Below are 23380 nucleotides of genomic sequence, written 5' to 3' on the forward strand. Positions count from 1 at the left end.
AAAAAACGCACTCTAAAAAAGAGGGCGCTACTGACAAATAAAAACGGAAGCTCTCATCTATCAGGATTATCACCCGCTGGAATTAGCACAGTGTCTACTTAAGCAGACCTGTTGCTGAGGTTTCATAAGGCCAGTCCCTCCACCTCTCTGGATAAGAAATATTTTTTTATAACCTTATCAATCCATTCAATAACTGTCAAGATAATTCTGTTTTTTAAAAAAATTATCTATTATAGAAATACAAAAATAGATTATTACTATAACTGCAACCCACTCCTTCTTGGGTATTATTTAAAAATCGAACATACAAAATCTCATTTATTTATGATACGGTTCACAAGCACTTCCTCAAAACTTGATGCACTTCACACAAATTAACCAGATCCGTAAAATCAGGAACTGGTTAATTTGTGTTTAAATAATATTTTCTATAATCTTTATATAAAAATTATAAAATTTATCATATACTTGAAACAATACATATAGAGTTACCTACCAAATCGTAACCTCCAAAGTAATTAGGTATTATAAAGTGGTCTCCTTTTTTAAAGAAATAGTGCTCACCTTCTTTAATTAACTCACCTTCTCCCTGTATTACACTAACAAGAAGGAAGGCCTTTTGTTGTTCCAAACTAGCTGATCCATCTAACTCCCATTTTTCCACTGAAAAATACGGGCATTTAATAAAATTAGTAATACTCAAATCATCTACTTTTTCATGTTTAACCGTTAACTGATTCGATATAAATGGAGCTTCTATTACATCAATGCTCCTTTCAAGATGCAGATCACGTAAATTGCCATCAGGATCTCTTCTATCATAATCATATAATCTATAGGTAGTATCAGAGTTTTGTTGTGTTTCTAATACTAAAATCTCTTTACCAATTGCATGGACAGTTCCACTCGGCACATAGAAGAAATCTCCAGGTTTCACCTTCACACGATGTAGCAGTTGGTTCCACTCTTTTTGTTCAATCATAGACATTAATTCTTCTTTTGTTTTCGCGTAATGCCCATATATAATTTCTGCGTCTTTTGTGGAATCGATTACATACCAGCATTCTGTTTTTCCTAGTTCTCCATTCTCATGCACGCTAGCATATTCATTATTAGGATGAACTTGAACAGATAGATCTTGATTGGCATCCAAAATTTTTGTAAGAAGAGGGAAACGCTCCCCCTCCATATTTCCAAATAAATCTCGATGGTTATCCCACAATTCACCCAAAGATAGCCCTTTATACTTTCCGTTCTTAACAATACTTTGTCCATGTTGATGTGCAGCAAAAGCCCAACACTCTCCAGTTTGATTTGATGGAATCTCATATCCAAAAGAAGTTAAATGTGTTCCACCCCAAATTCTTTCTTTAAAAACAGGTGCAAAAAATAATGGTTCAGTCATGATTTAAATCCCCCATTCTATGCTATTTCATCTAGTAGTTTGTATGCTTCTGCTTTTGTTTGAACAGATAATAACCGCTCTCTAAAACTGTCATCCATAAGTTTTCGAGAAAGCATTTGAAGGATTTTTAAATGTTCATTCCCTTCATTTCCTTTTGGTACCGCAATCATAAATATTAACTTCGCTTCCGTTCCATCAAGGCTTTTCCAATCTATGCCCGATTGTTTAATTCCAAATACCACACTCGGTTTCCTTACGGCAACTGATTTCCCATGTGGAATCGCAATGTTTATGCCAATACCTGTAGTACTTTCTTGCTCACGGTTCATAATAGCCTGTTTAAATTCTGTCACTGAATGTAATGCACCTACATGCTTTAATTTTTGAATCATTTCATCAATGATGTCATCTCTTGTTTCCCCTTTTAAGTCCGTTTCAATCAATTCTAAACTTGTAATATCTGTTAATTTTTTTATCTCTACCTTATCTACTTGTTCGCCTCTTGCTTGAGTTTCTTGTTCCAGTTGTTGCACTTCTATTGTTGCTGAAACTTCTTTTATTTGTTCATTTTCTTGTTTTTCTAACTTTGAAACGTCTTTTTTCAATACATTTACTACAACAGCTGTCACAATAGAGCCTACAATTACAGCCACAAAAAACATAAATACATTATCTACTGCCCCTAACACTGCAACAATTGGACCACCATGTGCTACTCTGTCTCCTACATGACCGATCATCGCAATTACAGCACCCGTCATCGAACCTGCCATTATACTTGGAATAACCCGAAGTGGATCTTGTGCTGCAAAGGGAATTGCACCTTCCGTAATACCAAATAACCCCATTGTAAATGATGCTTTACCCATTTCTCTCTCTGAATCTTGGAATTTCCCCTTACCTATGAAGGTAGCAAGTCCCATCCCGATTGGTGGAATACAAATTGCTGCAGCAATTGGACCCATAATTTCATAGTTTCCTTCTCCAATCATTGCTGAACCAAATAAGAATGCTACTTTATTGACCGGACCACCCATATCAAATGAAATCATTGCCCCTAAAATTAATGCTAAGAGAATTGAACTTGACCCTTGCATACCTGCTAACCAAGCTGTTAATGATACGAAAACTTGTGCGACAGGGGCACCAATAATAAATACAAATGCTAAACCTACAATAAGAGAAGTAAATACCGGAATAATAATAATCGGCATAATTGGTTGAATCGCTTTTGGAACTTTTAATTTTTTGATTCCTAACGCTATGTAACCAGCTAAGAAACCAGCGATAATACCACCAAGAAAACCAGCACCACTTTCACTTCCGTAAAAGCTTCCTGTTGCTGCAATATATCCACCAATCATACCAGGAACAAGTCCAGGTTTATCCGCTATACTATATGCAATATATCCAGCTAGTATTGGAACCATGAACGTAAATGATGCACCACCAATTTGTTCAATAGTTTTCCAGAAAGAACCCTCCGGAATCACTAAACCCCCAGGTGTTTTTTCTCCCCCAAGTGTTAACGCAATAGCAATTAATAATCCCCCGACTACGATAAATGGAACCATAAAAGATACACCATTCATTAAATGACGATATATCGGATTTTGCTTTCTTTCCTGATGGTTACTTTCTACTATTTTTGACTGTGAATGATAAATAGGTACATTCCCGCTGATTACTTTCTGAATTAATTCTCCTGGTTTACGAATACCATCTTGCACTCCGACAACCAACAATTTTTTTCCTATAAATCTATCTTTATTTACGACTCTATCTGCAGCTATAATAATGCCGTCTGCTTCGCGAATATCTTGTTCAGTCAACTCATTTTCTATCCCTATTCCACCTTGAGTTTCAATTTTCATTTGGACTCCTAATTTATCCGCTGTTTTTTGCAAATTTTCAGCTGCCATATAAGTATGAGCAATCCCATTCGGACACGATGTAACCGCTAACAATTTCATTCTTAATCCTCCTTACACTTCTTACTAAGCGCCTACACTTACTATAAATCAATATTACGACGTCAAAAATTTCATTTTTTACCGTAACTTCCGGAAAAATATAATTTTTACCAAAGCATACAACAGGTTATTTGACCCTCCACTTTTCGGTTAATTATGTAAAAAGGACAAAAATTTCATTACATTTGTTTCTTTCGTAAGCTTTTGAATAAAGGATGGTTGCTCACTTATAAAGGATAGTTCCTGAAACAATTGTTTCGTTACCTCTTGTCCATCACTTTTAACTGCTAGCATAAATACAAGTGATACCTTCTCTGCTCCCCAATCAATTGGTTCCTTTAATGTAGCGATTGCAATTACTGACTCTTGAATAAATTTTGGATTGCCATGTGGAATTGCGATTCCTGCCCCAATCGTTGTTGCTGACATTTTTTCTCTTATGATTGCATTTTCTGCATACTCTTTATCTACATACCCCTTACTATGCAAAGCATAAGCTAACTTTTCAATTAGCTCATATGGGTGCTGTATATCCTGTTGTAAAAACACTAAAAATGGAGATGTATAATTGAACATAACAAAGTCTTTTGGTTCTTTATAACTTGGCTCATCATAATTTTGTATAAAGTCCCCTAGCTTCTTTTCTTCTGGCCCCTCTAATAATGGGGATACTACTATATGAGGAATATTTAATCTTGAAAGAGTAGTAGTTGAAATAACGAGATCCACATCACGATGTTTCATTATATAACTTTGTAAATCAGCTTTTGAAATACAGTCCATCACATGGATATGACGAAATTTACGCTCGATTTTTGTACGTAACAACTGCGACATGCCAATGCCCATATGGCAAACAATAATTACATTTTTAGATTTTTCCTGGTGATTTAACCGTTCAACAGATGCTTCAAAGTGTAGAGTAAGATAAGCCGCTTCTTCTTCTGGAATATATATATTTAGAGATTCATTTATCTCTTCTAATACTTGTATCAATACATTAAACACATAGGGATACATTCTTTTTATATCGTGTAACATCGGATTAGAGACAGAAAGATCATAGCTTAAGCGATTCAATGCCGTATATAGATGAATCGTTAACCCTTCAATTAAAATTTTGTCTTTACTGAAATCAATTTCATACAACTGCGACATACGTTTAACTAATTGCTGTATAACTATAGAAAGAATTGGATTACTTTCAGTAAGTGTGCTATCCTGCATTGGTTTATCTTGATAACGGATTTTCCCACCTAAAATATGAGCTGTTAAATACGTAACTTCTTCTTCTGAAAAACGGACTGAAAAAACACATTCCAACTGTTTTAAAAATTCCAATGTCCATATATATTCTTTTGTTTCTTTCAGTATTTTAATTTCCTTTTCAGCATTTAAAATAGGTTGTTTAAGTTTCATTCTCCGTACCATGAGCAATGTATGCACTAATAAACTTTCAAATGTATCATCTGTAAAAAACAATGCATTTCGTTTTTGTAACGCTTTCAATTCGTTCGTAACAAATTCAACCTCATGATATTGAAATTGTTCTTTAATAAATTGATTCGTAAGATCAGAATTACGAATCAAATCTGATAATCTAGCCAATGCTCTTCTTTTTTTCTTTTCATTCCCATCAATAATAAGCCCAACTCGCTGTTTTGAAACAATGGTTAAATCAAAATGATGTAACCATTTTTCAATTCTATCTAGATCTTTTTTTATAGTCGTTCGACTTACAAAATATTGGGATGCCATTTCCTGTGCAGTAACTGCCTTTACATTCATTAATAAGTTGTATGCAATTTGTAGAATTCTTTCTTCATCTGATTCATACTTTGTGCGATTATGAATACAATAAAGTTTATTAAACAAGTCCACCTTTTCATATTCCTCAATCTCTAAGTACACACCTAATCCCGGTTTCCTAACAAGAATCGCACTTGAATAATTTTCAAGGTGCTCCTCAATTATTTTAAAGTCATTACGAATTGTTTTTTCAGAGCAATTCACCTTATCCGCAAGGTCTTGTACTAATGAATAATTGTTAGATTCAGATAATAGTAGAAATAAAATTTCTTTTTGTCTTGTATTCATAAATTTCACCTATCTCTTATATCTTTCTATGTCATATGCATTACTTTACAAGATACTTTTACCCTCTCTTATAACTAGCAATTTCGATTAATTGTATTTACTTTCAAATTTTAGCTACCTTACGTTAAAAATTCTTATTTAGAATTAATTATTTTTCTCGATACTCCAACATCATTTCTATATTAAGTATCTTCAGCAACTAAGAAGACAATTAATTTCAATATACCGTAAAGTATCCCAATTAAAAGTTTAATTTATTACCAAGGCTCCGGAAAAGCTGCTTTATTTCTGTAACGAAATAAAATCCTGTATTAGTAGTTTTTTTATCTACATAATTAATTTTAATCTCTCTTCTAGAATCTCCCTATCTGATTGTGATTTTGAAATTACAAGACATGTATCATTCCCACAAATACACCCTACTTTTTCTTTCCAGTCTACAGAGTCTAATAACACCCCTATAACATGTGCATTACCCGGTAAAGTTTTAATAATGGTTAATTGATTTATATAATCAACCTTTACGACAACTTCTCCCAATTTTTTCTTTAACATCATATCAGTTTGTATATTATCTCCTTTGAAGTTTTTATATGTAGTTAAACCGTTTGAAGAAACAGTCTTTATTATATTTAATTCGCGAATATCTCGCGAAATAGTAGCTTGTGTTACAATTTCCCCTTTTTTTGCTAACAGCTCTACTAACTTTTCTTGTGTATCTATTTCATGCTCTCTCACCGCTTGTTTAATTAGCCTTTGTCTTTTCTCTTTTCTCATAAAAGACGCCCCTTATATCGTTATACTTTTATTATATCTTCCTATAAATTTTATTCGAAAGAGGAAAAGGGGAATGTTGCGGAAACGTTCATAGTTTTGAGTACTTTACGCCCCTATAGGAGCCCACCACAGATCCATTAACTTAAGGATGTAGAATCTAGATAAAAAAGAATTATCTTTATTCGCTGAAAAGTTATATTGATATATAAGTACTAACCTTCAATTACCAATTCTATCCATTGCAATAAAATAAAATAGGTTGTAACATCTACCAGTATTTAAATGACGAACATTGTCTACAGCATTTCAACTAATAATTAAGAGGAGCATACAATGAATAAAATAAAAAGGTTACTAAAACGTAAAACGACTTGGATAATTCTTATCCTATTCGTTTTTGTTTATGTAAATAACAGTTCTTTTTTTGCTGAGAGGACCGATGGGACTCCTCTTCTTCTTGCTCACCGAGGGCTTTCACAAACATTTAGCATGGAGGGGATTGAGGGTGATACATGTACAGCTGAACGTATAAATAAACCTGAATATCCTTATTTAGAAAATACAATTCCATCTATGGAAGCGGCATTTAAAGCTGGGGCTGATTTAGTAGAGTTTGATGTTCAACCAACTAAAGATAATAATTTTGTTATTTTTCATGACTGGACTCTTGATTGCCGTACTAATGGTAAAGGTGTTACAAGAGATTTTACAACAAAAGAATTACAAGCACTTGATATTGGTTACGGTTATACAGCTGATGGTGGTAAAACATTCCCATTTCGTGGCCAAGGAATTAATCTTATGCCAACACTTGATGAAGTACTTAACCATTTTCCAAATCGCTCTTTTCTTATTCATATTAAAAGTGATGATGAAAATGAAGGAATCCAATTGGCTGCTTACCTTAAGAAACTACCAGAAAAACGCCTTGAGCAACTAACTGTATATGGTGGCGATAAACCAATTGCTGCGATAAAAGAGCGCATCCCTAGTTTACGATCAATGTCTAAAGCAACCATGAAAAAGGATCTTCTTACTTATATGGCGTTAGGATGGACTGGTTACATGCCTTCAAGCCTGAAGCATGGGGAGTTACATATACCAGACAAAGTAGCTCCTTGGCTTTGGGGATGGCCAAATCGTTTTCTTAATCGAATGGATAAAGCTGATACTCGAGTTATCGTTGTAGGAGGAAATGGATTTGGATTTTCAAGTGGATTTGATTCGCTTGAAGATATAAAACGTCTTCCTGACGATTATACAGGTGGAATTTGGACAAACCGCATTGATAAAATAGCGCCTGTATTTCAAAAATAAAAGATGATATAACAATCGAAGTTTTTTCATATGTTTAACCATTTATATTTTAAAAGAAGACTTATTAATAATGATGAAGTTTTATACACCGATAAACACCGCTGATAACCTCCATTATTTATAGGAAATCAGGGGTGTTTTTTGGATGAATACAACTCACTGTAATTCAAACCGAAGTACGACAACAATAAAAGAATCACCTGCTATATGTAAAAAATGAGCTAAATCCACATTAGTAACTCATTGTAGATAAATTATTAACCTTGCAATACCCTCTTAAATTTAATTATAGGGGTACCGCCACATTTCTATTAAGCTAAGGCTTTCATATAACCCCTAAATGAAAAAACACAATCTATTCTTTCTATAAAAACATAAGAATAGATTGTATTTTTTATGTCTAACTTTATATTTAATATTCAAATGTATTTCAGTCCTATAGGTTTCCTACATGGAAGAATAGAATTTTATCTAGTTATAGTGACTTTTAAGCATTGCAAAATAGGATTTGTATATTTGTATAATACTCTATTCAGTTTAAAAGAAATTTATATTATACTTGTAATAAATGGATATGTGATATAACAATATGAAATGAACTTTCATATTAAATTTATCAAAAAAGAAAGAGGACAATGAGAGATGAAAATCAGTTCAAACATAAATAACAGGTTTTATCCTTTAAATACTAAAGTTTTAAATAATAAATCTCTAAGTACTACAACTTCACGTATAGTAAACAATAATCAAAAATATATTTCTGAAAGTGAGACTAGGGATAATCAACTTTCCAAAAAAAATATAGAGCAACATATCAATAACAAATATAATGCAATTAACTCACAGGGTCTCAGTATATTTGAATTTCTTAAAATGTTATTGGATAAAGGGGTACCTATGTCAATAATTACAGAAATATTAGTGGGGATGTTAGAGGGGCATAGTAAGAAGAATGAAGAAGCGGAGAAAGGAATAGAAAAAGGAACGGAGAAAGAATTGGTAAAAGGATTAGAAAAGGGAACAGAGAAAGAATTAGTAAAAGGATTAGAAAAAGAGGTAAGTAATATTCAAAAAGAATAACAATTTTTAGATTTTTTATCTTATCAAGTATTCAAAATCCTTTTTAAATACCTACTTTTCTTTTGATTATTTTTCTTTAAAGTGTAAAAATACGCTATTCTTTCTGTAGAATTATGGGAAAGGATGGCGTTTTTTATGTCTGTTTCGAGATTTTATTTAAAACATGGAAATCATTCTTTCATATTCATCATTGTAAAAAGATAAAACGAGAAAGATTGTAATGCCATTTGTATGGGCAACTGATCGCTATACTACTCTGTTCTTCCACTATGTTTCAAATGCGTCAATTACTTCTTATAAAAAAGAAACGAGAACTGAGTGAATATAAGGGGCCGTATATATGATTAAAGATTATTTTTTCTTATTAATCAAGCCCTACAGAAAGACACCCAAGAACTATCCAAGATTTTCATTCGCCTTTTCAACCCCCTACAACAAAATGGGTGAAAATCTCATCGATATGAGGAAAAAAACAGTCTTTGATATATTAGGTGTCGTTTACAATCGTACCATGTCTGATAATCAAGCGGCTTAATTCCCAAAAATGAAACCCGTTAGGGTTTATTTCGTATGCAAATCTTTCAATTCCCTACACGTAGCCTTTAAAAAAGAAGCAACCTCTACTATGATTGACGTTGTATGAGCTTAGCTTGATAGCGATGTAGCGGTACCCTCTGTATAAGAGTTTGTTTTTAAACAATTCTGCCTCAATAGTATCCTAATATTACAAAAAAGAACTAAGATGTTTCATCCTAGCTCTTTTTTAGCAATATCAACTTATTGTATACATTCCTCAATCATTATTTTACTTCATTGGCAACAAAGAAATGCTCACATACACTTGAAATACGTTTTAAATCCACATTACCACCTGAAATAACCGCTACTACTTTTTTACCCTGTACATATTTATCAACTTTACCTGCAAGAAGAGCGGCTGTAGCTAATGCTCCCGCACCTTCTACGACAGCCTTTCCGCGTTGCAGTAAGTCTTTCATCGCTACTTCTAATTCTTCTTCTGATACAGTTACAATTTCATCTACTAAGTTTTTTACAATATCAAAGGTTAAATTTCCAGGTATTTTAACTGCACAACCGTCCGCTATTGTTGGAGCTTTATAATGTGATACAATTTCTCCAGCATCGTAAGAAGCTTTCATACCGTGTACGTTTTCAGCTTGAACTCCAATAATATTAATGGAGGGATTAAATGATTTCAGTGCTACAGCAATTCCTGAAATAATTCCTCCTCCACCAATAGGTACGATAACAGTATCAACATCCCACATATCATCCAGAATATCTAACCCAATTGTCCCTTGACCAGCCATTACTTCTACATCATCATATGGATGTAGGTATGTTTCGCCTGTTTCTTTGATAATCTCTTCACATTTCGCTTTTGCATCATCAAACGTATCACCGTATAAAATAACTTCCGAACCATATCCTCTCGTCGCATCCACCTTAGCTTGCGGTGCAGAGGTTGGCATCACAATTTTGCTTTTAATTTTAAGTAAATGAGAAGATAATGCAACACCTTGTGCATGATTTCCAGCTGAACAAGCGATTACACCACGTTCTTTTTCTTCATTTGTTAGTTGGGAAATTTTATTAAATGCACCACGAAACTTGAATGAACCTGTTAACTGCATATTTTCCAACTTCAAATAAATTTCTCCACCGGTTTTACTGGTTAAATAGAAAGATTTAACCAAAGGCGTTTTTCTAGCATTTCCATCTAAAATTTTTTGTGCTTTTTTTATATTCCCAATGTTGAGTGGTAAAATTTCATTACTCATATTAACACTTCTTTCAATGGCTTATAATCTAACTCTAGTGTTGCACCTAAATTCTCATAAGTTATCGTGCCCTTGTAAATATTAATCCCCGTCCCTAAAGCCGGTTTATTTTGGATTGCATTCTCTAATCCATTTTTAGCTATTTCTAGTAAATACTCAATATTTCCATTTGCCAACGCCATAGTAGAAGTACGTGGAGTAGCACCAGGCATATTTGGCACTGCATAATGGATTACATCATGTTTAATAAATATAGGGTTATCATGAGTTGTATAATGATCGACTGTCTCTACCGTACCACCTTGATCTATTGCGATATCCACAATGACACTTCCTGGCTTCATAGATTGAACCATATACTCTTTAACAATTTTAGGAGGGCGAGATCCTGGTATTAAAATTGTTGAAATAAATAAATCTGCTTCTTTAATCGTTCGCTCTAGATTTTCAGTATTAGATTCAATTATATTTACTTCTTCTGTTGCGTATTGCTTTCTTAAATATGCAATTCTTTCTTGATTAACCTCTAGGATTGTAACACTACATCCAATTCCAATTGCCATATCACAGGCATTAGTTGCAGCATTTCCTCCACCTAAAATAACTACATTTCCGGCAGGGATTCCCTCAATACCTGATAATAAAATCCCTTCTCCTTGATGTTGTTTTTCTAAATAATATGCTCCCATAAATACAGCACGACGCCCAGCAATTGCACTCATTGGCTTTAATAATGTCAAAACACCATCTTCGCTAATTGTTTCTCCTGCAATTGCAGTAGTACCAGCATTTCTCATTGCTTCTACGCATTCTTTCGACGCAGCCAAATGTAAAAAACCCCAAATTATAAGATCTTTTTTAAAGTAACGATATTCTTCAGGTAATGGTTCTTTTACTTTAACTACCATATCGACTTCCCAAGCTTCTCCTTGTGCTACTAAATTTGCACCTGCGCTTGTATATTCATCATTTGTATATCCTGATCCAATACCTGCATCTTTTTCTACTAAGATTTGATGCCCTTCTTCAACTAACTTCCGAACATTTTCAGGGGTCATTCCTACACGTGCTTCTCCCTTTTTTATCTCTTTAACAACTCCAATTCTCACTTCTAACACATCCTTTTATAAGCAATATAATACCTAGGATTAAAAAAGTAATACATGAATTTACCAAACTTATTATGTCCATTCATGTTATTTTTATCGCCTAACTAGCTTTTAAGGTAGAAAACATTCAATATCAATTATTGTTATAAGGATATGTAAACATTTTGAAATCCTAGGGCATATTTCTCCTTCCAAAAGTATCTGGAATTGATTCGGCGACTAAAGAGACGATGCACTGAAAGTAACTATGTCCCTTGAAGGTTCACAAACACTACTTAAAAACGCCTAATCAAGCGATTCTACAAAATAAAAGATAGAGATTGATATCAATTATGATATGGTATTGATGAGATTCGAATCGGTAATAAATAGATTCCTAAAAATACTTCTATTACTACAAAAACCTTTTAACCATTTAGTGTTATAGAAATACCACTAAGGAATATATATACTGAAATTGTTGCGATAACAGCATTGCTACTTGTATTAATAACAGAAACTGTATTAGAGTTCACGTTGGCAAAATAATACATGAACTAATTCAGTCAATGATGACCCCATAAACGTAGATGTAAATTAAGAAACCTCTTTAGAGAAAAAAACTAATTAGGGACTGTTAATGTGCTTTTACAGCAAGGCTATTCAAGAAATTACTAATTGAAGAAGCTTGAAAAATACGTAGGCTAAACGAGCTGATATTATAATATTTTTCAGTAATTATAAGTATTGATGGAAAGAATTTAGATTCTTTTGGCTGCCAAGATTCGTTATGCCATTCCTGACTGTGGAAGTATAATTCATACCTATTTATTTTATCTTGCATAACTTTTTTGCTGTAAACTGACCTCTGGACTTCAATGAAAAATGGAGATCTACGCCAAATTGTAAATGCATCAGGTTCCATGAATTCTTTACCGTACTTTGGCTCCACTTTAAACAGTTTAGGTTTTTCATAATAGATAAGCTGTTTATACACATCTAATATGCCTAGAAAGTGGGGAATCTTTTGGCTAGTTTTGCGAAGTGTGCTGGATTGAGGGAAGTAAATGTATGGCTGTTGCGAGATATTGGCATCCACATGACCATCTCTTCTTAATCGCTTCATCACCGTATTACAGCATGTAACCGCGTTCTTTAATCCTTGAAAATGCAAATCAATAATGTCATCACGAGACATACATCTAAAACGCTTCAAATTGTTTAGTATGGCTTTGTCTCTATTCCTCATAATCTAACACCCCGAATAATTGATTTTCTTCTTGTGGTAGGTTTTGCAACTTTATATTCTCTTTCGGAACGCGATAAGGTTCAACTATCTTCTTGGCTTTACTTAATGCTAAATAAGGAGATTGTACTTTCTTTAATCCATTTAACTTTAATATCATTTGGCCAGATTGCTCCAAGCGTTCTGAACCAGGAGTACCCATAATATTACTGTTAATTGTACTATCACATTTAAAGCCCATTCTAACCGTCATATTGAGCTTTAACTTACCATCCAACACTTTTGCATCAGGTCGTTGCATACTTAGCATTAAAAAAACTCCAAGTGCCCTTCCGACTGCCGATATTTTTTCAACTATAGACATACATTCTTTTTCATCTTGCAACATGACCACTTCGTCGATAGCAAGTAAAATATATGGTTTCTGATTATCAGGATTTAATTTGTTGTATTCGTCAATATGATCTACTTCATACTCTTCCATCAATTTTCTACGTTCGCGTATTTCCTTCCACACTTTCTGCAGCATAATCTTCATTTCGATTTCTTCCATGCAAACCTCTTTTACGTGTTTCACCCTTCGCAAGAAATGAAATTCAGAATTCTTCAAATCACCCAGGTACAAATGTAATTTATCAGGAGACATATATTGAATGAGTGTAGACAGTACAACGCGTACCATGCTACTTTTTCCGCTCCCTGTCTCTCCTGCAATTAGAAGATGCGGCGTGTTTGAAGCAATCATGTCATACGTAATCATATTTCCAAATTGGTCACGGCCTACAATTACAGGAAGATGATGTTGTTTAAGTAATGGCTGCAACTTCTTATAACTGTAATTGTATGCTTGTAGCCCAGCATCCGAATGAAACACATTAAGTACAAATCTTTTAATATCACCTTCAATTGCTACATTACGCCCTAATATTTGTTGAAAGCAAAACCACTTCTTTTCAATGGTTTTCGGATCTAATCCGTTTGGAATGGTAAATATGTATCGAACCTTTTCTTTTGAGGAAGAAATATCATGTATCTTCGGGTAAATGGGTACTTTCCCACCTCGTGTTTGATGATCTACATATAAACCTGCCTTTACAAACACCTCTATAAGTCGATTCTTCAAAGTTTGTTTATGAAGCCAATCCTTTAAAATCCCCATGTAATTTCCTCCTTAAAACATCACCACAATTTGAATGAATACATAACCAATGAAACAAACTCCACCTATCCTTATTCCATGATATATTCCATCGCTTACAAGTTTCGCTGCTGCAACATAATCGTTTTTTACAAGATGCTTTTCTAACAGCGCCCCTCCAATTGTCGTTACTCCTAAAGCTCCTAAAGAGATAAATGTAGTTAACATATAAATTTCCCCTTTATAAACAGAATTTTGAATGTCGATGATACATGGACTTACAAACTTAGAAGTTTGGTAGAGGTATCTTGATAGCTACTTTGGTAGCAACCTTGATACATTTTATTGTGAATAGCTTGTACAATATGCAAATTTTTCTGTGCAATTGCGTATAGTTTTTTGCATTTCGGACAAGGATGATTAAAAAAGATTATGGAGGAGATTAACGTGTGGGGTAGAGGTATTGGGAGACATAGAACAAAGCTAGCTAAATTTTTAGCTAGCTACAATTACTCAATTCAGGATTTTTCTAAAGCTAGTAAGGTAAACAGAAATACATTAGGTCAACTGTGTAATGACAAGGATTATGTGCCATCACCAAATACAATGCAGAAAATAATGAAGATAGTTAGAAAACATGATTCTCGAAAACAAGTAACTGACTTTTGGCATATATAAAGAGAATAATCTCTTTATATATTATTCTTTATGCAGGCTTGATATTGATTTTTATAGGGATACGGTAGCGATTCCTTATAGGTATTTCCTTATTGCCCTCTCTTTCTCCAATAAATCTTAATTTATTTTTGGTAGTGGCAGATTGTTTTCTTTTATTAAATCATAAATAAATTTTTCTAGTACACTTTCAGCTGCTTCTCGCATTTGATTTGATGTTGAATCATTAAACACCTTTTCTATCTCTCTAAGTAGCTGTTTTAAAGAATGATTGTCCTTGCTATTTTCAAGGAATTCCCCACCTAATCCTTGAACAAAAGTACTAATAACAATTACCTTTTCCAATTTAGTTAGTTCCATCTCTATGCCTCCTAATCAGCTTATCATTCTCATCAAACGTGACATCTCCTCTAATTAATAAAGAGTTACCAAAAGTTTTGGTGTTATGACAAGATATGCATAGATATTTTCGAGTCTCATGATTTAAGGGTTATATATATCCTGTGACCTAATCTTAACGATATGCTCAGGAACTTTCCTAAATCGTATGTTTTTCATAATAGACAAGTAAAAGTCTATAAAAGTATTACTTTAAATTCAAATCACATGTTTGTTAGAGTCTATAAATCCACAATAGAGGTAAAAAATGAATTTATAGCTTCGTATTTTTTGGACAAATTTACCGGCTGAATTAACAGAAACTTTGTGTTACTCTGAACTTGTTGAATATCCCAATACATTCAACAATGCTCAAAATTGCATATTTACTATGCAACCATCCACCCAGATACCTTAGTTAATACTTCTCCCTAATTGTCGTTATTGCTAAGGTATCTTTTTAGATGCCCTGTGTGCAGGGCTTTTTCTCTCAGTGATAAAGTTATTTCCCTCTTTATATAATCAATTTTTTTAGTACACTTTCTTAATAAAATTCAGATTTGGTATTTTTACTACCATTTACTTTATATACAGATTTTAAGTTTTTAAGTTTTCCCCTTACAATTTTGAAATCTTCTGCTAAAATCTAAACATATTTTTGCGACCACCAAACGAATATATATAAATTAAGTAAAAGACTTTTATATCATTTTAAATGGTTGCCATAAAGATAGGGCAAATATCCAAGTAGGATCTCCATTTCCTTGATAGCTTTGAACCGCTTCATAAAATTTCCCTTGATACTCTACTTTATCTCCTTTTGTATATGCCTTTTTGGGATCCCATTTTTCATACGTTACATTTTGACTCTTTGTTGTTACTGGAAGGATATCGCTTTGAACCGAGATATTTCCAGCCGCATCTACAGCCTTTACAGTATATTTATATTCTTTATTAGCTGTAAGGTTTTGATCAGTAAACTGTGTTTCTTGTACAGTTTGAATCAATTGTCCATCGCGTAACACTTGATATTCTTTTACACCCACATTGTCTGTAGAAGGATTCCATTTTAACTCTACACTGTTTGTTGTAACATCACTTGCATATAATCCTAATGGCTGTGTAGGAGCTTCTGTGTCCGGTTTAGGAATAACAATTTGATTTACTTTCTTCAAACCATCCTTTGTAACTTCATATATTACTTTTTTATCAAAGCTTTCGCGTTTATTATTATCTAAATTTGTTAATATTGCTCTCTCTGCACCTTCTAGGTGTGTAAGTTCAATAAAATTTCCCACTTTTACTGGGACTGTTTTTGATTCAGCATTTTGCTGTTTATTCCCATAAACCTCTTTGTTATATACCACTTTACCTGATGTATCCTGTACTTTAATACTTGCATACGTACTATCAAAATAATTGTGTGGTGTACCTGCTATTAAACTAACTTGCAATTCTTCTGTTGATTTATTTAAATCAAGTTTTGCAAATTCAAAATCTCCTATACCCTTCATCGACCATGCAAACCGATCCCCTTCTAAAATGTTTGGAGATTCATTTTTGATTTTTACCTTTTTTTCCACAGTTTGATCAAATATATCTGTTAATATAATTTTTGCATAAGTATTTGTTGGTAATGATATAGATTGACTGATTCCATTTTGGTAAGATTTAATATCATTAATTACGTTAATCGGTTGGCCCGTCATATTTTCATTATTATAAATTTCAATTTTCCCCTTAAATTGAGGGGTACTACTATCTTTTAATTGCCAAGTTATATTTAATTTTTCATTTTCATAATACATAGACTTTACATCATAATCTAGTTTTCCTATTTCAGGTTGGCTAGGTTGATTTAACGTAAATGTTTTTCCTGTTCCAATAGTTGATCGAGAGTCTCCCCCAGCCTTAAACCAAAGATATTCTGAAGTAGCTCCCCCATCCCAATTATTATTCAATGGCTCTTGCCCCTCTATTGATTGAGTATTCCAAGATGTCCATTTTTTATCTGAGATATTTCTTCCATATCCATTTTTTACACGTGCCTCTCTTACATCTTGTCCATTACCAAGCCAGTCTTCTTGAAACAGCGTTTGTCCATAGTTAAATGTAACGTTAGGAACTGGAAAGTCCATAATCCCAATAAGCTTCCATTGGTTTTTTGAAACATCTTTTAACCACTGTCCAAATTTTGTGTGTCCATTCTCTTGCCAAGAACGCATTGTCATGCGATACCAATTATAATTCTTCCAATCATATGTCGTCTGAATTTTAAGACCTGTTCCTTCTCCACCAAAATTACTTGCAACTGATGTAGGGGATACATATTCTGCTTTTATTGCTTCCTTAGAAGAAATAGGATCCCAAACTGCAAAGTGTAAAGTACGCTTTCCATTTTCATCAAAACCGCTTTGTTGTTGGAATCCAGCATACCCACCAGCTTCTCCCCCCTGGTTCCAGTTATGTACAGCCCAATATGTATAAGGTGCTGTTTGAACAGGAGACCAGTCTATACTAATAATATCTGAAGAAACACTATTTTTAGGTGTAACATAAACTCCTGGAGCAGACGCCGCCTCTATGATAGAAATTGATGATCCAAACATCGAAAACACCGTACTAGCTGCTGTAATTGCTAGGATTTTTTTGACGCCATTTCTTGTTCTTTGATTAAACATAATTTTCCCTCTCCTCTTTCGTTATTAATAACTATTTAAAATAATATCTCTCTATATACAATTGAACAAATTTCCCATGAATGTAGTACTATTTTAATAAAATGGATATATTTGATGTTATTTTCACTGTTATTCCATAAGCATTTATAGTATTTCGTTATAAATTTAAGTTATATATCGCTGAATTTATCCTATTAACAATAGAAAAATTCATAAAAATAAAAATATTCCAGAACTTTTCAAGCACTTATTAATTAAAAACCCCCATTTTTCTACAAATGAGGGCATAATGCGTTGAAAATCTTATAGTTTACTTTCTACATCTTGCTTGTCTAAAAAATATTGAATTCATTTTTAAGTATTTGATGATATTGTTTCTCTGTTATTTCTTTTTTAATTTTCTTTCCATGCCGGGTTTCTGTAAAACTTTGCTTAGTAAGTGCAATATGCCCGTGTTCAATTAATTTGCAAATAATATTCGCCTTATTTACTGGGGATTCTGGATGCTCTATAACCATGTTTTGTATAGCATTCACTTTCTTTTCATTAATTGCATTTAAATAAAAAGCATAACCGATAGACCAGGTATCACTAAGATCAGAATCAAAAAAATGTGAAGTTTCTCCATTTTCCCCTTTTTTCATTTCTAATACATGCGTTCCTTTCTCCGTATTTTGTTTGCGAACACGATATTCGCCCGTTACAGAAGTAACACTGTCACCGTGAAAAGGAACAGGATGTAAAGGGAGATAGGATGCAAAACCGGCGTCTATAATATAGTTTTCATATTTGTGTTGTAAAACGATAAGTGCGTGGCCATCATCAGGGTTCCACTTTCTTGTTTTTGGATCATATAGAGTTCCAGCTATTCGATACACATTAAATCCACAATCACACAAAAAATAATATAATAAAGAATTAATTTCATAGCATAATCCGCCACGATTCTTTAAAAGCAGCTTTTCTTCAATATTTTCTCTAGAAAATTCTTTCATATTTTCTTCCATGATGTCTATGTTTTCATAAGGTAATAAGTGCCCCATCTGCAAAAGAATTGTATGTAAATCTTCAAATTTCACATTTTCTCTTGGGGGCATTTTTAATTTTGAGAAAAACTTTTTTTGTAATTCAGTTAACATTATGTATCTCCTCCATTTGCAGAAATCGTATATATTTACCTATATATTAAGACTATTAATTATATATGGCGTACAGCTTGATTAATACATTTCATAAGAGTGTGTAGCACTAAACATATTAGCGACCATTAAGGAGCAAGTGCCCAAAAATCCCTTAATATTTATTCAAATGTATCTTTTTGATATTTTGGCATCTTTACTAATCCCCCAAAGCTGAGTTGATAAGAATTTTAAATGTAATGTCTAAATGTGTACTTTGTGATAAATCGAAAAATAGAGAATCTTAGATGCAGTTATTATTCAGATAAACAACTATATAGCCTTTAATTCTTCTATTTATACATATAATACTCTTTATATCGTTCAAACCTCGATTTTTTTGTTTTTGCTGATACTATGGGTGACCTTAATGTTTTAGAGGATGCTGCTTGCTTTGGCATTTGTAATACTCCACGTTTCTTGAGCTCTCTATACAAACTACTCACTTTGCACCCTACTATTTTCGCAATATCTGGATATTCTGTCCCTTGATTAAATAATTGAACTGCTCGTTTACATCTTTCATCCCATTTTTCTTCTGTGGTTCGATTTTTAACTGTTTTTTTGTCTAGCTTGATACACTCTCTTTCTATATTACACTGCTCAGCATTATACTGTTCTGCGTCTGCTTGACGATTACAATGCTCCTTCCCCTGTAAGGGTATCATTTTTTCTTTTTTCACAACTTCTTTCATGTTTCATTCACCTCATTTTGTTTGATAAATTCTCGCAGCCTACTGCGTTATCTGCAATTCCTGCTAGTTTCTAAGATAATTATTATAAAAAAGACCATTAACGCTCCTTTTCCTTATCCCTACTATGCATAGTTTTAATCTGCTATTTATACGCCATATTGTTTTAGTTGTTTACGCAAACTACTTACATGACATCTGAATTGATGTGCATTTTTAAAATTTGGAAATATCTTCTTTTCCTTAATACAAGCACTTTCTAATATTAGTAGATTTGATTGATCTCATTTGAACCAGTCTATCTATTTTTGAACCTAAATCCAAACAACCCTACAATTACTTTCATAAAACAAATTTTAAAATCTGAATTTACTAATTAATTTTCTAAACAAATGTTAACGATGTGGCAAAATTAAAAATGAAAAAGAGTATGGCTTCCTTCTTGTTGGCAAATGAAACAAAAATTTCTTTAAATCTTTATTAGGAATAAGTTTTAAAGTAAAACTCACCTTGGTTATAGTTTTACATAATTGTAAACTATAGTAAATTGATATTATTAATATTGAATATTCTTAACATTAATCCCATTTATACCCATCAACAAACAAAACATTAATATTAATTTCTACTATGAGTGAATTATCGCTGTGATATCTTGGGTCACTAGTTCAGGAATAGATAATCCGTAGCCTATATGCTAGATGTTTTTTTAGGAGGGTTATCCTATAGTAATAGGTTAGCTTTTATTTGCTACTTTCTCCTCGAAAACTTTATCGATAAGATTATCAATAACTTCCGTGCATCTTATAATAAAATCCGCATCCTCACGAGTAGTATCACTATTGCTAATACGTTCAATTACTTCTGTTCCATATTCCCTATCCTCATCTGTTTTTGCTAAATACCTTTTGTAAGCCCTTACAACTAGTATTGCGTCTTTTTGATCCATATCAATTTGGCGTAGCTCATCATCAAAGTCTTCCAATGAAATCCCTCCTGTTTGTAAATAACGAAGTCTATTTAATTATATTACAATATAAAAATTTATTGTTGTAATTATTTTTGTGAACTTGTGTAAAAGTGTAAATGTCCACGTTTACACTTTTACACATTAAGAACGAAATTAAATGGAAGAATATGAAGTTGGATATAAAGAGCCATATTCATTTAACACTTGTAAAGAAGGATTTATAGAAGGTGAATATAACAGAGGCTTTTAGATTAAACAATATTTATTATATATCGAGTCGATATTATAACTCGATGCTGCTGAAAACGGGATATAGTATTTAAATCAAAGGAGTGAGGAAATGAGTACAGAATATAAATAAGAGAACTAAAATATCTAATGGATCTCACAAATAGTATAGGTAATGTATATAAAAAGATCACTTGTCTTGGAAACAAGTGATCTTTTCATTAGATAAATTGCTACTTGCCAACAGCAGGTAGTTGTTATCCTATTCATATGTTCAATAGGATTATAACACATATTCTAGTTATGTAGTCGGATTTGTTTCTTTTTATTATTTTTTTACTTGCTAATCCATTTGGAGATAATGGGATAATGAAAATCTTTTCCTTGTAATACATATAAAATTCCTTTAAGGAGCCCGAAACCTAATTAAATAGTTAGGATTATTTTGATGTATTTTTTTAAGATGTTCATATGTAAAAGTAAAACTAAGTTTAGGTATTTATATAATTTGTAAAACACGCCGTTGAATATCCAAATAAAAACCCAGTAATATCATGCATAGGTACCGATATTACTGGGCTTTATGAGTTTAACATTTTGTATCTTTTGTAAAACTAGTTTCTGTTTAATCTTATAATTAAATAAACTTTGAAACCCATTTGTAATTATCTCCTATATTTCAAATCAAGAATAATATTATAAAAATCACATAGGAGAATAAAAAACGCATTTATAGATTCCGCATGAAATTCCCCCAAAAAATTCGTAAGAAAAATTAAGTATTTATCCTATTTGAAAAATGCTTAAGCTAGCAGACACTGTTGTTAAAGCCCCTCCTTCATTATTGGAAAGAGTTATATTTCCAGTTCCTGCTGTGGAGGTATTATTTATTAAAGTCAATGTAGACGGGACAGTTATAACTGTGAAAGCAACTTTGCCTGTTGTTTGTATACGGTTTATTCCTGTACCATATCGCCCACCTGGAATTGGTACACCATTTAACGCTAAAGAAAATTGATTTGCCTGTATAGCTGTTAAAGTAAAATCAGCTACATATGTTCCGATTGTATTAATTATTATATTTGTGGTACCTGCTACATGTGTCAATGCTGACCCTATTTTAGGTCCATTTGTATTAAAGCTAACAGCACTTCCTACTGCAATCAATTGATTAGTTGTATCATAGGTATATAAGTAGTTTGTTATCCCTGATACATTATTTCCAGTAGGACCTGTGATTCCTGTAGCTCCAGTAGTTCCTGTAGGACCCGTAGTTCCTGTAGACCCCGTGATTCCTGTAGCTCCAGTAGTTCCTGTAGACCCCGTGATTCCTGTAGCTCCAGTAGTTCCTGTAGACCCCGTGATTCCTGTAGCTCCAGTAGTTCCTGTAGGACCTGTGATTCCTGTAGCTCCAGTAGTTCCTGTAGACCCCGTGATTCCTGTAGCTCCAGTAGTTCCTGTAGACCCCGTGATTCCTGTAGCTCCAGTAGTTCCTGTAGCTCCAGTAGTTCCTGTAGGACCCGTGATTCCTGTAGCTCCAGTAGTTCCTGTAGACCCCGTGATTCCTGTAGCTCCAGTAGTTCCTGTAGGACCTGAGATTCCTGTAGCTCCAGTAGTTCCTGTAGCTCCAGTAGTTCCTGTAGACCCCGTGATTCCTGTAGCTCCAGTAGTTCCTGTAGTTCCTGTAGTTCCTGTAGTTCCTGTAGACCCCGTGATTCCTGTAGCTCCAGTAGTTCCTGTAGCTCCAGTAGTTCCTGTAGGACCCGTGATTCCTGTAGCTCCAGTAGTTCCTGTAGACCCCGTGATTCCAGTAGTTCCTGTAGACCCCGTGATTCCTGTAGCTCCAGTAGTTCCTGTAGTTCCAGTAGACCCCGTGATTCCTGTAGCTCCAGTAGTTCCTGTAGGACCTGTGATTCCTGTAGCTCCAGTAGTTCCTGTAGCTCCAGTAGTTCCTGTAGACCCCGTGATTCCTGTAGCTCCAGTAGTTCCTGTAGGACCCGTAGTTCCAGTAGACCCCGTGATTCCTGTAGCTCCAGTAGTTCCTGTAGGACCCGTGGTTCCTGTAGACCCTGTGAAATACTGTAAACTTACATCATCTATAAGCACTTTAGAACTCCCAGCTTGTCCCTCTTTATAAATAAGTAATATAGCTTTATTTGCTAAAGCCGGCGATGAAGAAGTATTTTGATATATCTCTAACCAATGATTTTGATTACTATTTGGCATATGATCCGATGGGATGCTCATGTTTAAACCATATTTCAAGAATAAAGAATTGTAATAATATGCGAGAATAATAGAAAGCGGAGGGCTTGGGGCACCTCCTGTTTTAGCAAGTGAAATAAGAAATTCAAAACTTTCATTTGGAAAGATAGGTATTACTTGTATAAGGTGAGCACTAGTTTCTCCACCAATTAAGCTTGCACTATACTTACCCGAATGACTATTCGTTCCATCAATTTGTACATTTGTTGTAACGAAAGGATTAAGGGTCCCACTTTCAAAGTTCCCATTAATTATTAGGTTTGTAATCAACAAAACACCTCTTTTCCTAAGAATATTTTATAAATAAAATCAACTTCTTTATGAATTTATATAAGAAATAACGCTTTTATAACTAAAAAACACTTCATTCTTAAATTTTTCCAACAAAAA

At 33.4% G+C, this 23380-nt stretch carries 19 protein-coding genes, 1 pseudogene and 1 riboswitch; of the genes and pseudogenes, 4 read left to right on the top strand and 16 right to left on the bottom strand.

Going from position 1 to position 23380, the window contains the following annotated elements:
• Nucleotides 1-50: 50 nt before the first annotated feature.
• Nucleotides 51-158, bottom strand: a riboswitch (SAM riboswitch).
• Between the two features lie 302 nt (nucleotides 159-460).
• The 4 genes from manA to M1D73_RS28810 all read right to left on the bottom strand — a co-directional run bounded on the left by manA (nucleotide 461) and on the right by M1D73_RS28810 (nucleotide 6252).
• Nucleotides 461-1405, bottom strand: a complete 945-nt coding sequence (gene manA, locus M1D73_RS28795) for a mannose-6-phosphate isomerase, class I (protein WP_098212706.1) — start codon at nucleotides 1403-1405, stop codon at nucleotides 461-463.
• Nucleotides 1406-1422: 17 nt separating this feature from the next.
• Nucleotides 1423-3378, bottom strand: coding sequence for a fructose-specific PTS transporter subunit EIIC (locus tag M1D73_RS28800; protein WP_098212705.1), 1956 nt, complete (start codon nucleotides 3376-3378; stop codon nucleotides 1423-1425).
• A 150-nt stretch (nucleotides 3379-3528) separates the two neighbouring features.
• Nucleotides 3529-5475, bottom strand: coding sequence for a BglG family transcription antiterminator (locus M1D73_RS28805; RefSeq protein WP_481158044.1), 1947 nt, complete (start codon nucleotides 5473-5475; stop codon nucleotides 3529-3531).
• A gap of 327 nt (nucleotides 5476-5802) precedes the next feature.
• Nucleotides 5803-6252 (bottom strand): arginine repressor, encoded by a 450-nt coding sequence (locus M1D73_RS28810; RefSeq protein WP_098212703.1) that lies wholly within the window; start codon nucleotides 6250-6252, stop codon nucleotides 5803-5805.
• A gap of 333 nt (nucleotides 6253-6585) precedes the next feature.
• On the opposite strand from M1D73_RS28810, the gene M1D73_RS28815 reads away from it, so the two are divergent.
• From M1D73_RS28815 to M1D73_RS28825, 3 genes and pseudogenes are all read left to right on the top strand, one after another.
• On the top strand, nucleotides 6586-7569 hold the full coding sequence (locus M1D73_RS28815; RefSeq protein WP_098212702.1) for a glycerophosphodiester phosphodiesterase family protein: 984 nt from the start codon (nucleotides 6586-6588) through the stop codon (nucleotides 7567-7569).
• A gap of 642 nt (nucleotides 7570-8211) precedes the next feature.
• Entirely contained in the window at nucleotides 8212-8649 is a 438-nt protein-coding gene (locus M1D73_RS28820; protein WP_121868756.1) for a hypothetical protein, read from the top strand.
• 146 nt (nucleotides 8650-8795) lie between these two features.
• Nucleotides 8796-9184 (top strand): annotated as a pseudogene (locus tag M1D73_RS28825) (IS4 family transposase); the annotation flags it as partial.
• A gap of 265 nt (nucleotides 9185-9449) precedes the next feature.
• On the opposite strand, the gene tdcB reads toward M1D73_RS28825, so the two are convergent.
• From tdcB to M1D73_RS28855, 6 genes are all read right to left on the bottom strand, one after another.
• Nucleotides 9450-10451: a bifunctional threonine ammonia-lyase/L-serine ammonia-lyase TdcB gene (gene tdcB / locus M1D73_RS28830; protein WP_100655272.1), complete on the bottom strand. Its 1002-nt coding sequence runs from the start codon at nucleotides 10449-10451 to the stop codon at nucleotides 9450-9452.
• Entirely contained in the window at nucleotides 10448-11560 is a 1113-nt protein-coding gene (ald, locus tag M1D73_RS28835; protein ID WP_121868719.1) for an alanine dehydrogenase, read from the bottom strand. The genes tdcB and ald overlap by 4 nt, the downstream gene beginning before the upstream one ends.
• Nucleotides 11561-11967: 407 nt before the next feature.
• Nucleotides 11968-12093 (bottom strand): hypothetical protein, encoded by a 126-nt coding sequence (locus M1D73_RS28840; protein ID WP_098213286.1) that lies wholly within the window; start codon nucleotides 12091-12093, stop codon nucleotides 11968-11970.
• A gap of 83 nt (nucleotides 12094-12176) precedes the next feature.
• Complete coding sequence (locus M1D73_RS28845) at nucleotides 12177-12788, bottom strand: replication-relaxation family protein (protein WP_098213285.1); 612 nt, start codon at nucleotides 12786-12788, stop codon at nucleotides 12177-12179.
• Nucleotides 12778-13944, bottom strand: coding sequence for an FtsK/SpoIIIE domain-containing protein (locus tag M1D73_RS28850; protein ID WP_098213284.1), 1167 nt, complete (start codon nucleotides 13942-13944; stop codon nucleotides 12778-12780). The genes M1D73_RS28845 and M1D73_RS28850 overlap by 11 nt, the downstream gene beginning before the upstream one ends.
• A gap of 12 nt (nucleotides 13945-13956) precedes the next feature.
• Nucleotides 13957-14151, bottom strand: a complete 195-nt coding sequence (locus tag M1D73_RS28855) for a hypothetical protein (RefSeq protein WP_016513385.1) — start codon at nucleotides 14149-14151, stop codon at nucleotides 13957-13959.
• A gap of 204 nt (nucleotides 14152-14355) precedes the next feature.
• On the opposite strand from M1D73_RS28855, the gene M1D73_RS28860 reads away from it, so the two are divergent.
• On the top strand, nucleotides 14356-14601 hold the full coding sequence (locus M1D73_RS28860) for a helix-turn-helix domain-containing protein (RefSeq protein ID WP_043308935.1): 246 nt from the start codon (nucleotides 14356-14358) through the stop codon (nucleotides 14599-14601).
• Nucleotides 14602-14718: 117 nt separating this feature from the next.
• On the opposite strand, the gene M1D73_RS28865 is transcribed toward M1D73_RS28860, so the two are convergent.
• From M1D73_RS28865 to M1D73_RS28890, 6 genes are all read right to left on the bottom strand, one after another.
• Nucleotides 14719-14958 carry a hypothetical protein gene (locus tag M1D73_RS28865; protein WP_098213283.1) on the bottom strand — a complete coding sequence of 80 codons (240 nt, stop codon included), beginning with the start codon at nucleotides 14956-14958 and terminating at the stop codon, nucleotides 14719-14721.
• Nucleotides 14959-15677: 719 nt separating this feature from the next.
• On the bottom strand, nucleotides 15678-17657 hold the full coding sequence (locus tag M1D73_RS28870; protein WP_086400833.1) for a DUF3472 domain-containing protein: 1980 nt from the start codon (nucleotides 17655-17657) through the stop codon (nucleotides 15678-15680).
• A gap of 332 nt (nucleotides 17658-17989) precedes the next feature.
• Nucleotides 17990-18796, bottom strand: a complete 807-nt coding sequence (locus tag M1D73_RS28875; RefSeq protein WP_098213282.1) for an arylamine N-acetyltransferase family protein — start codon at nucleotides 18794-18796, stop codon at nucleotides 17990-17992.
• A 332-nt stretch (nucleotides 18797-19128) separates the two neighbouring features.
• Nucleotides 19129-19530 (bottom strand): hypothetical protein, encoded by a 402-nt coding sequence (locus M1D73_RS28880; RefSeq protein WP_098213281.1) that lies wholly within the window; start codon nucleotides 19528-19530, stop codon nucleotides 19129-19131.
• Nucleotides 19531-20263: 733 nt separating this feature from the next.
• Nucleotides 20264-20512, bottom strand: coding sequence for a hypothetical protein (locus M1D73_RS28885; protein WP_086400830.1), 249 nt, complete (start codon nucleotides 20510-20512; stop codon nucleotides 20264-20266).
• Between the two features lie 996 nt (nucleotides 20513-21508).
• Nucleotides 21509-23260, bottom strand: coding sequence for an NTTRR-F1 domain (locus M1D73_RS28890; protein WP_349917501.1), 1752 nt, complete (start codon nucleotides 23258-23260; stop codon nucleotides 21509-21511).
• Nucleotides 23261-23380: the final 120 nt, after the last annotated feature.

The sequence above is a fragment of the Bacillus sp. PK3-067 genome (assembly GCF_056738645.1).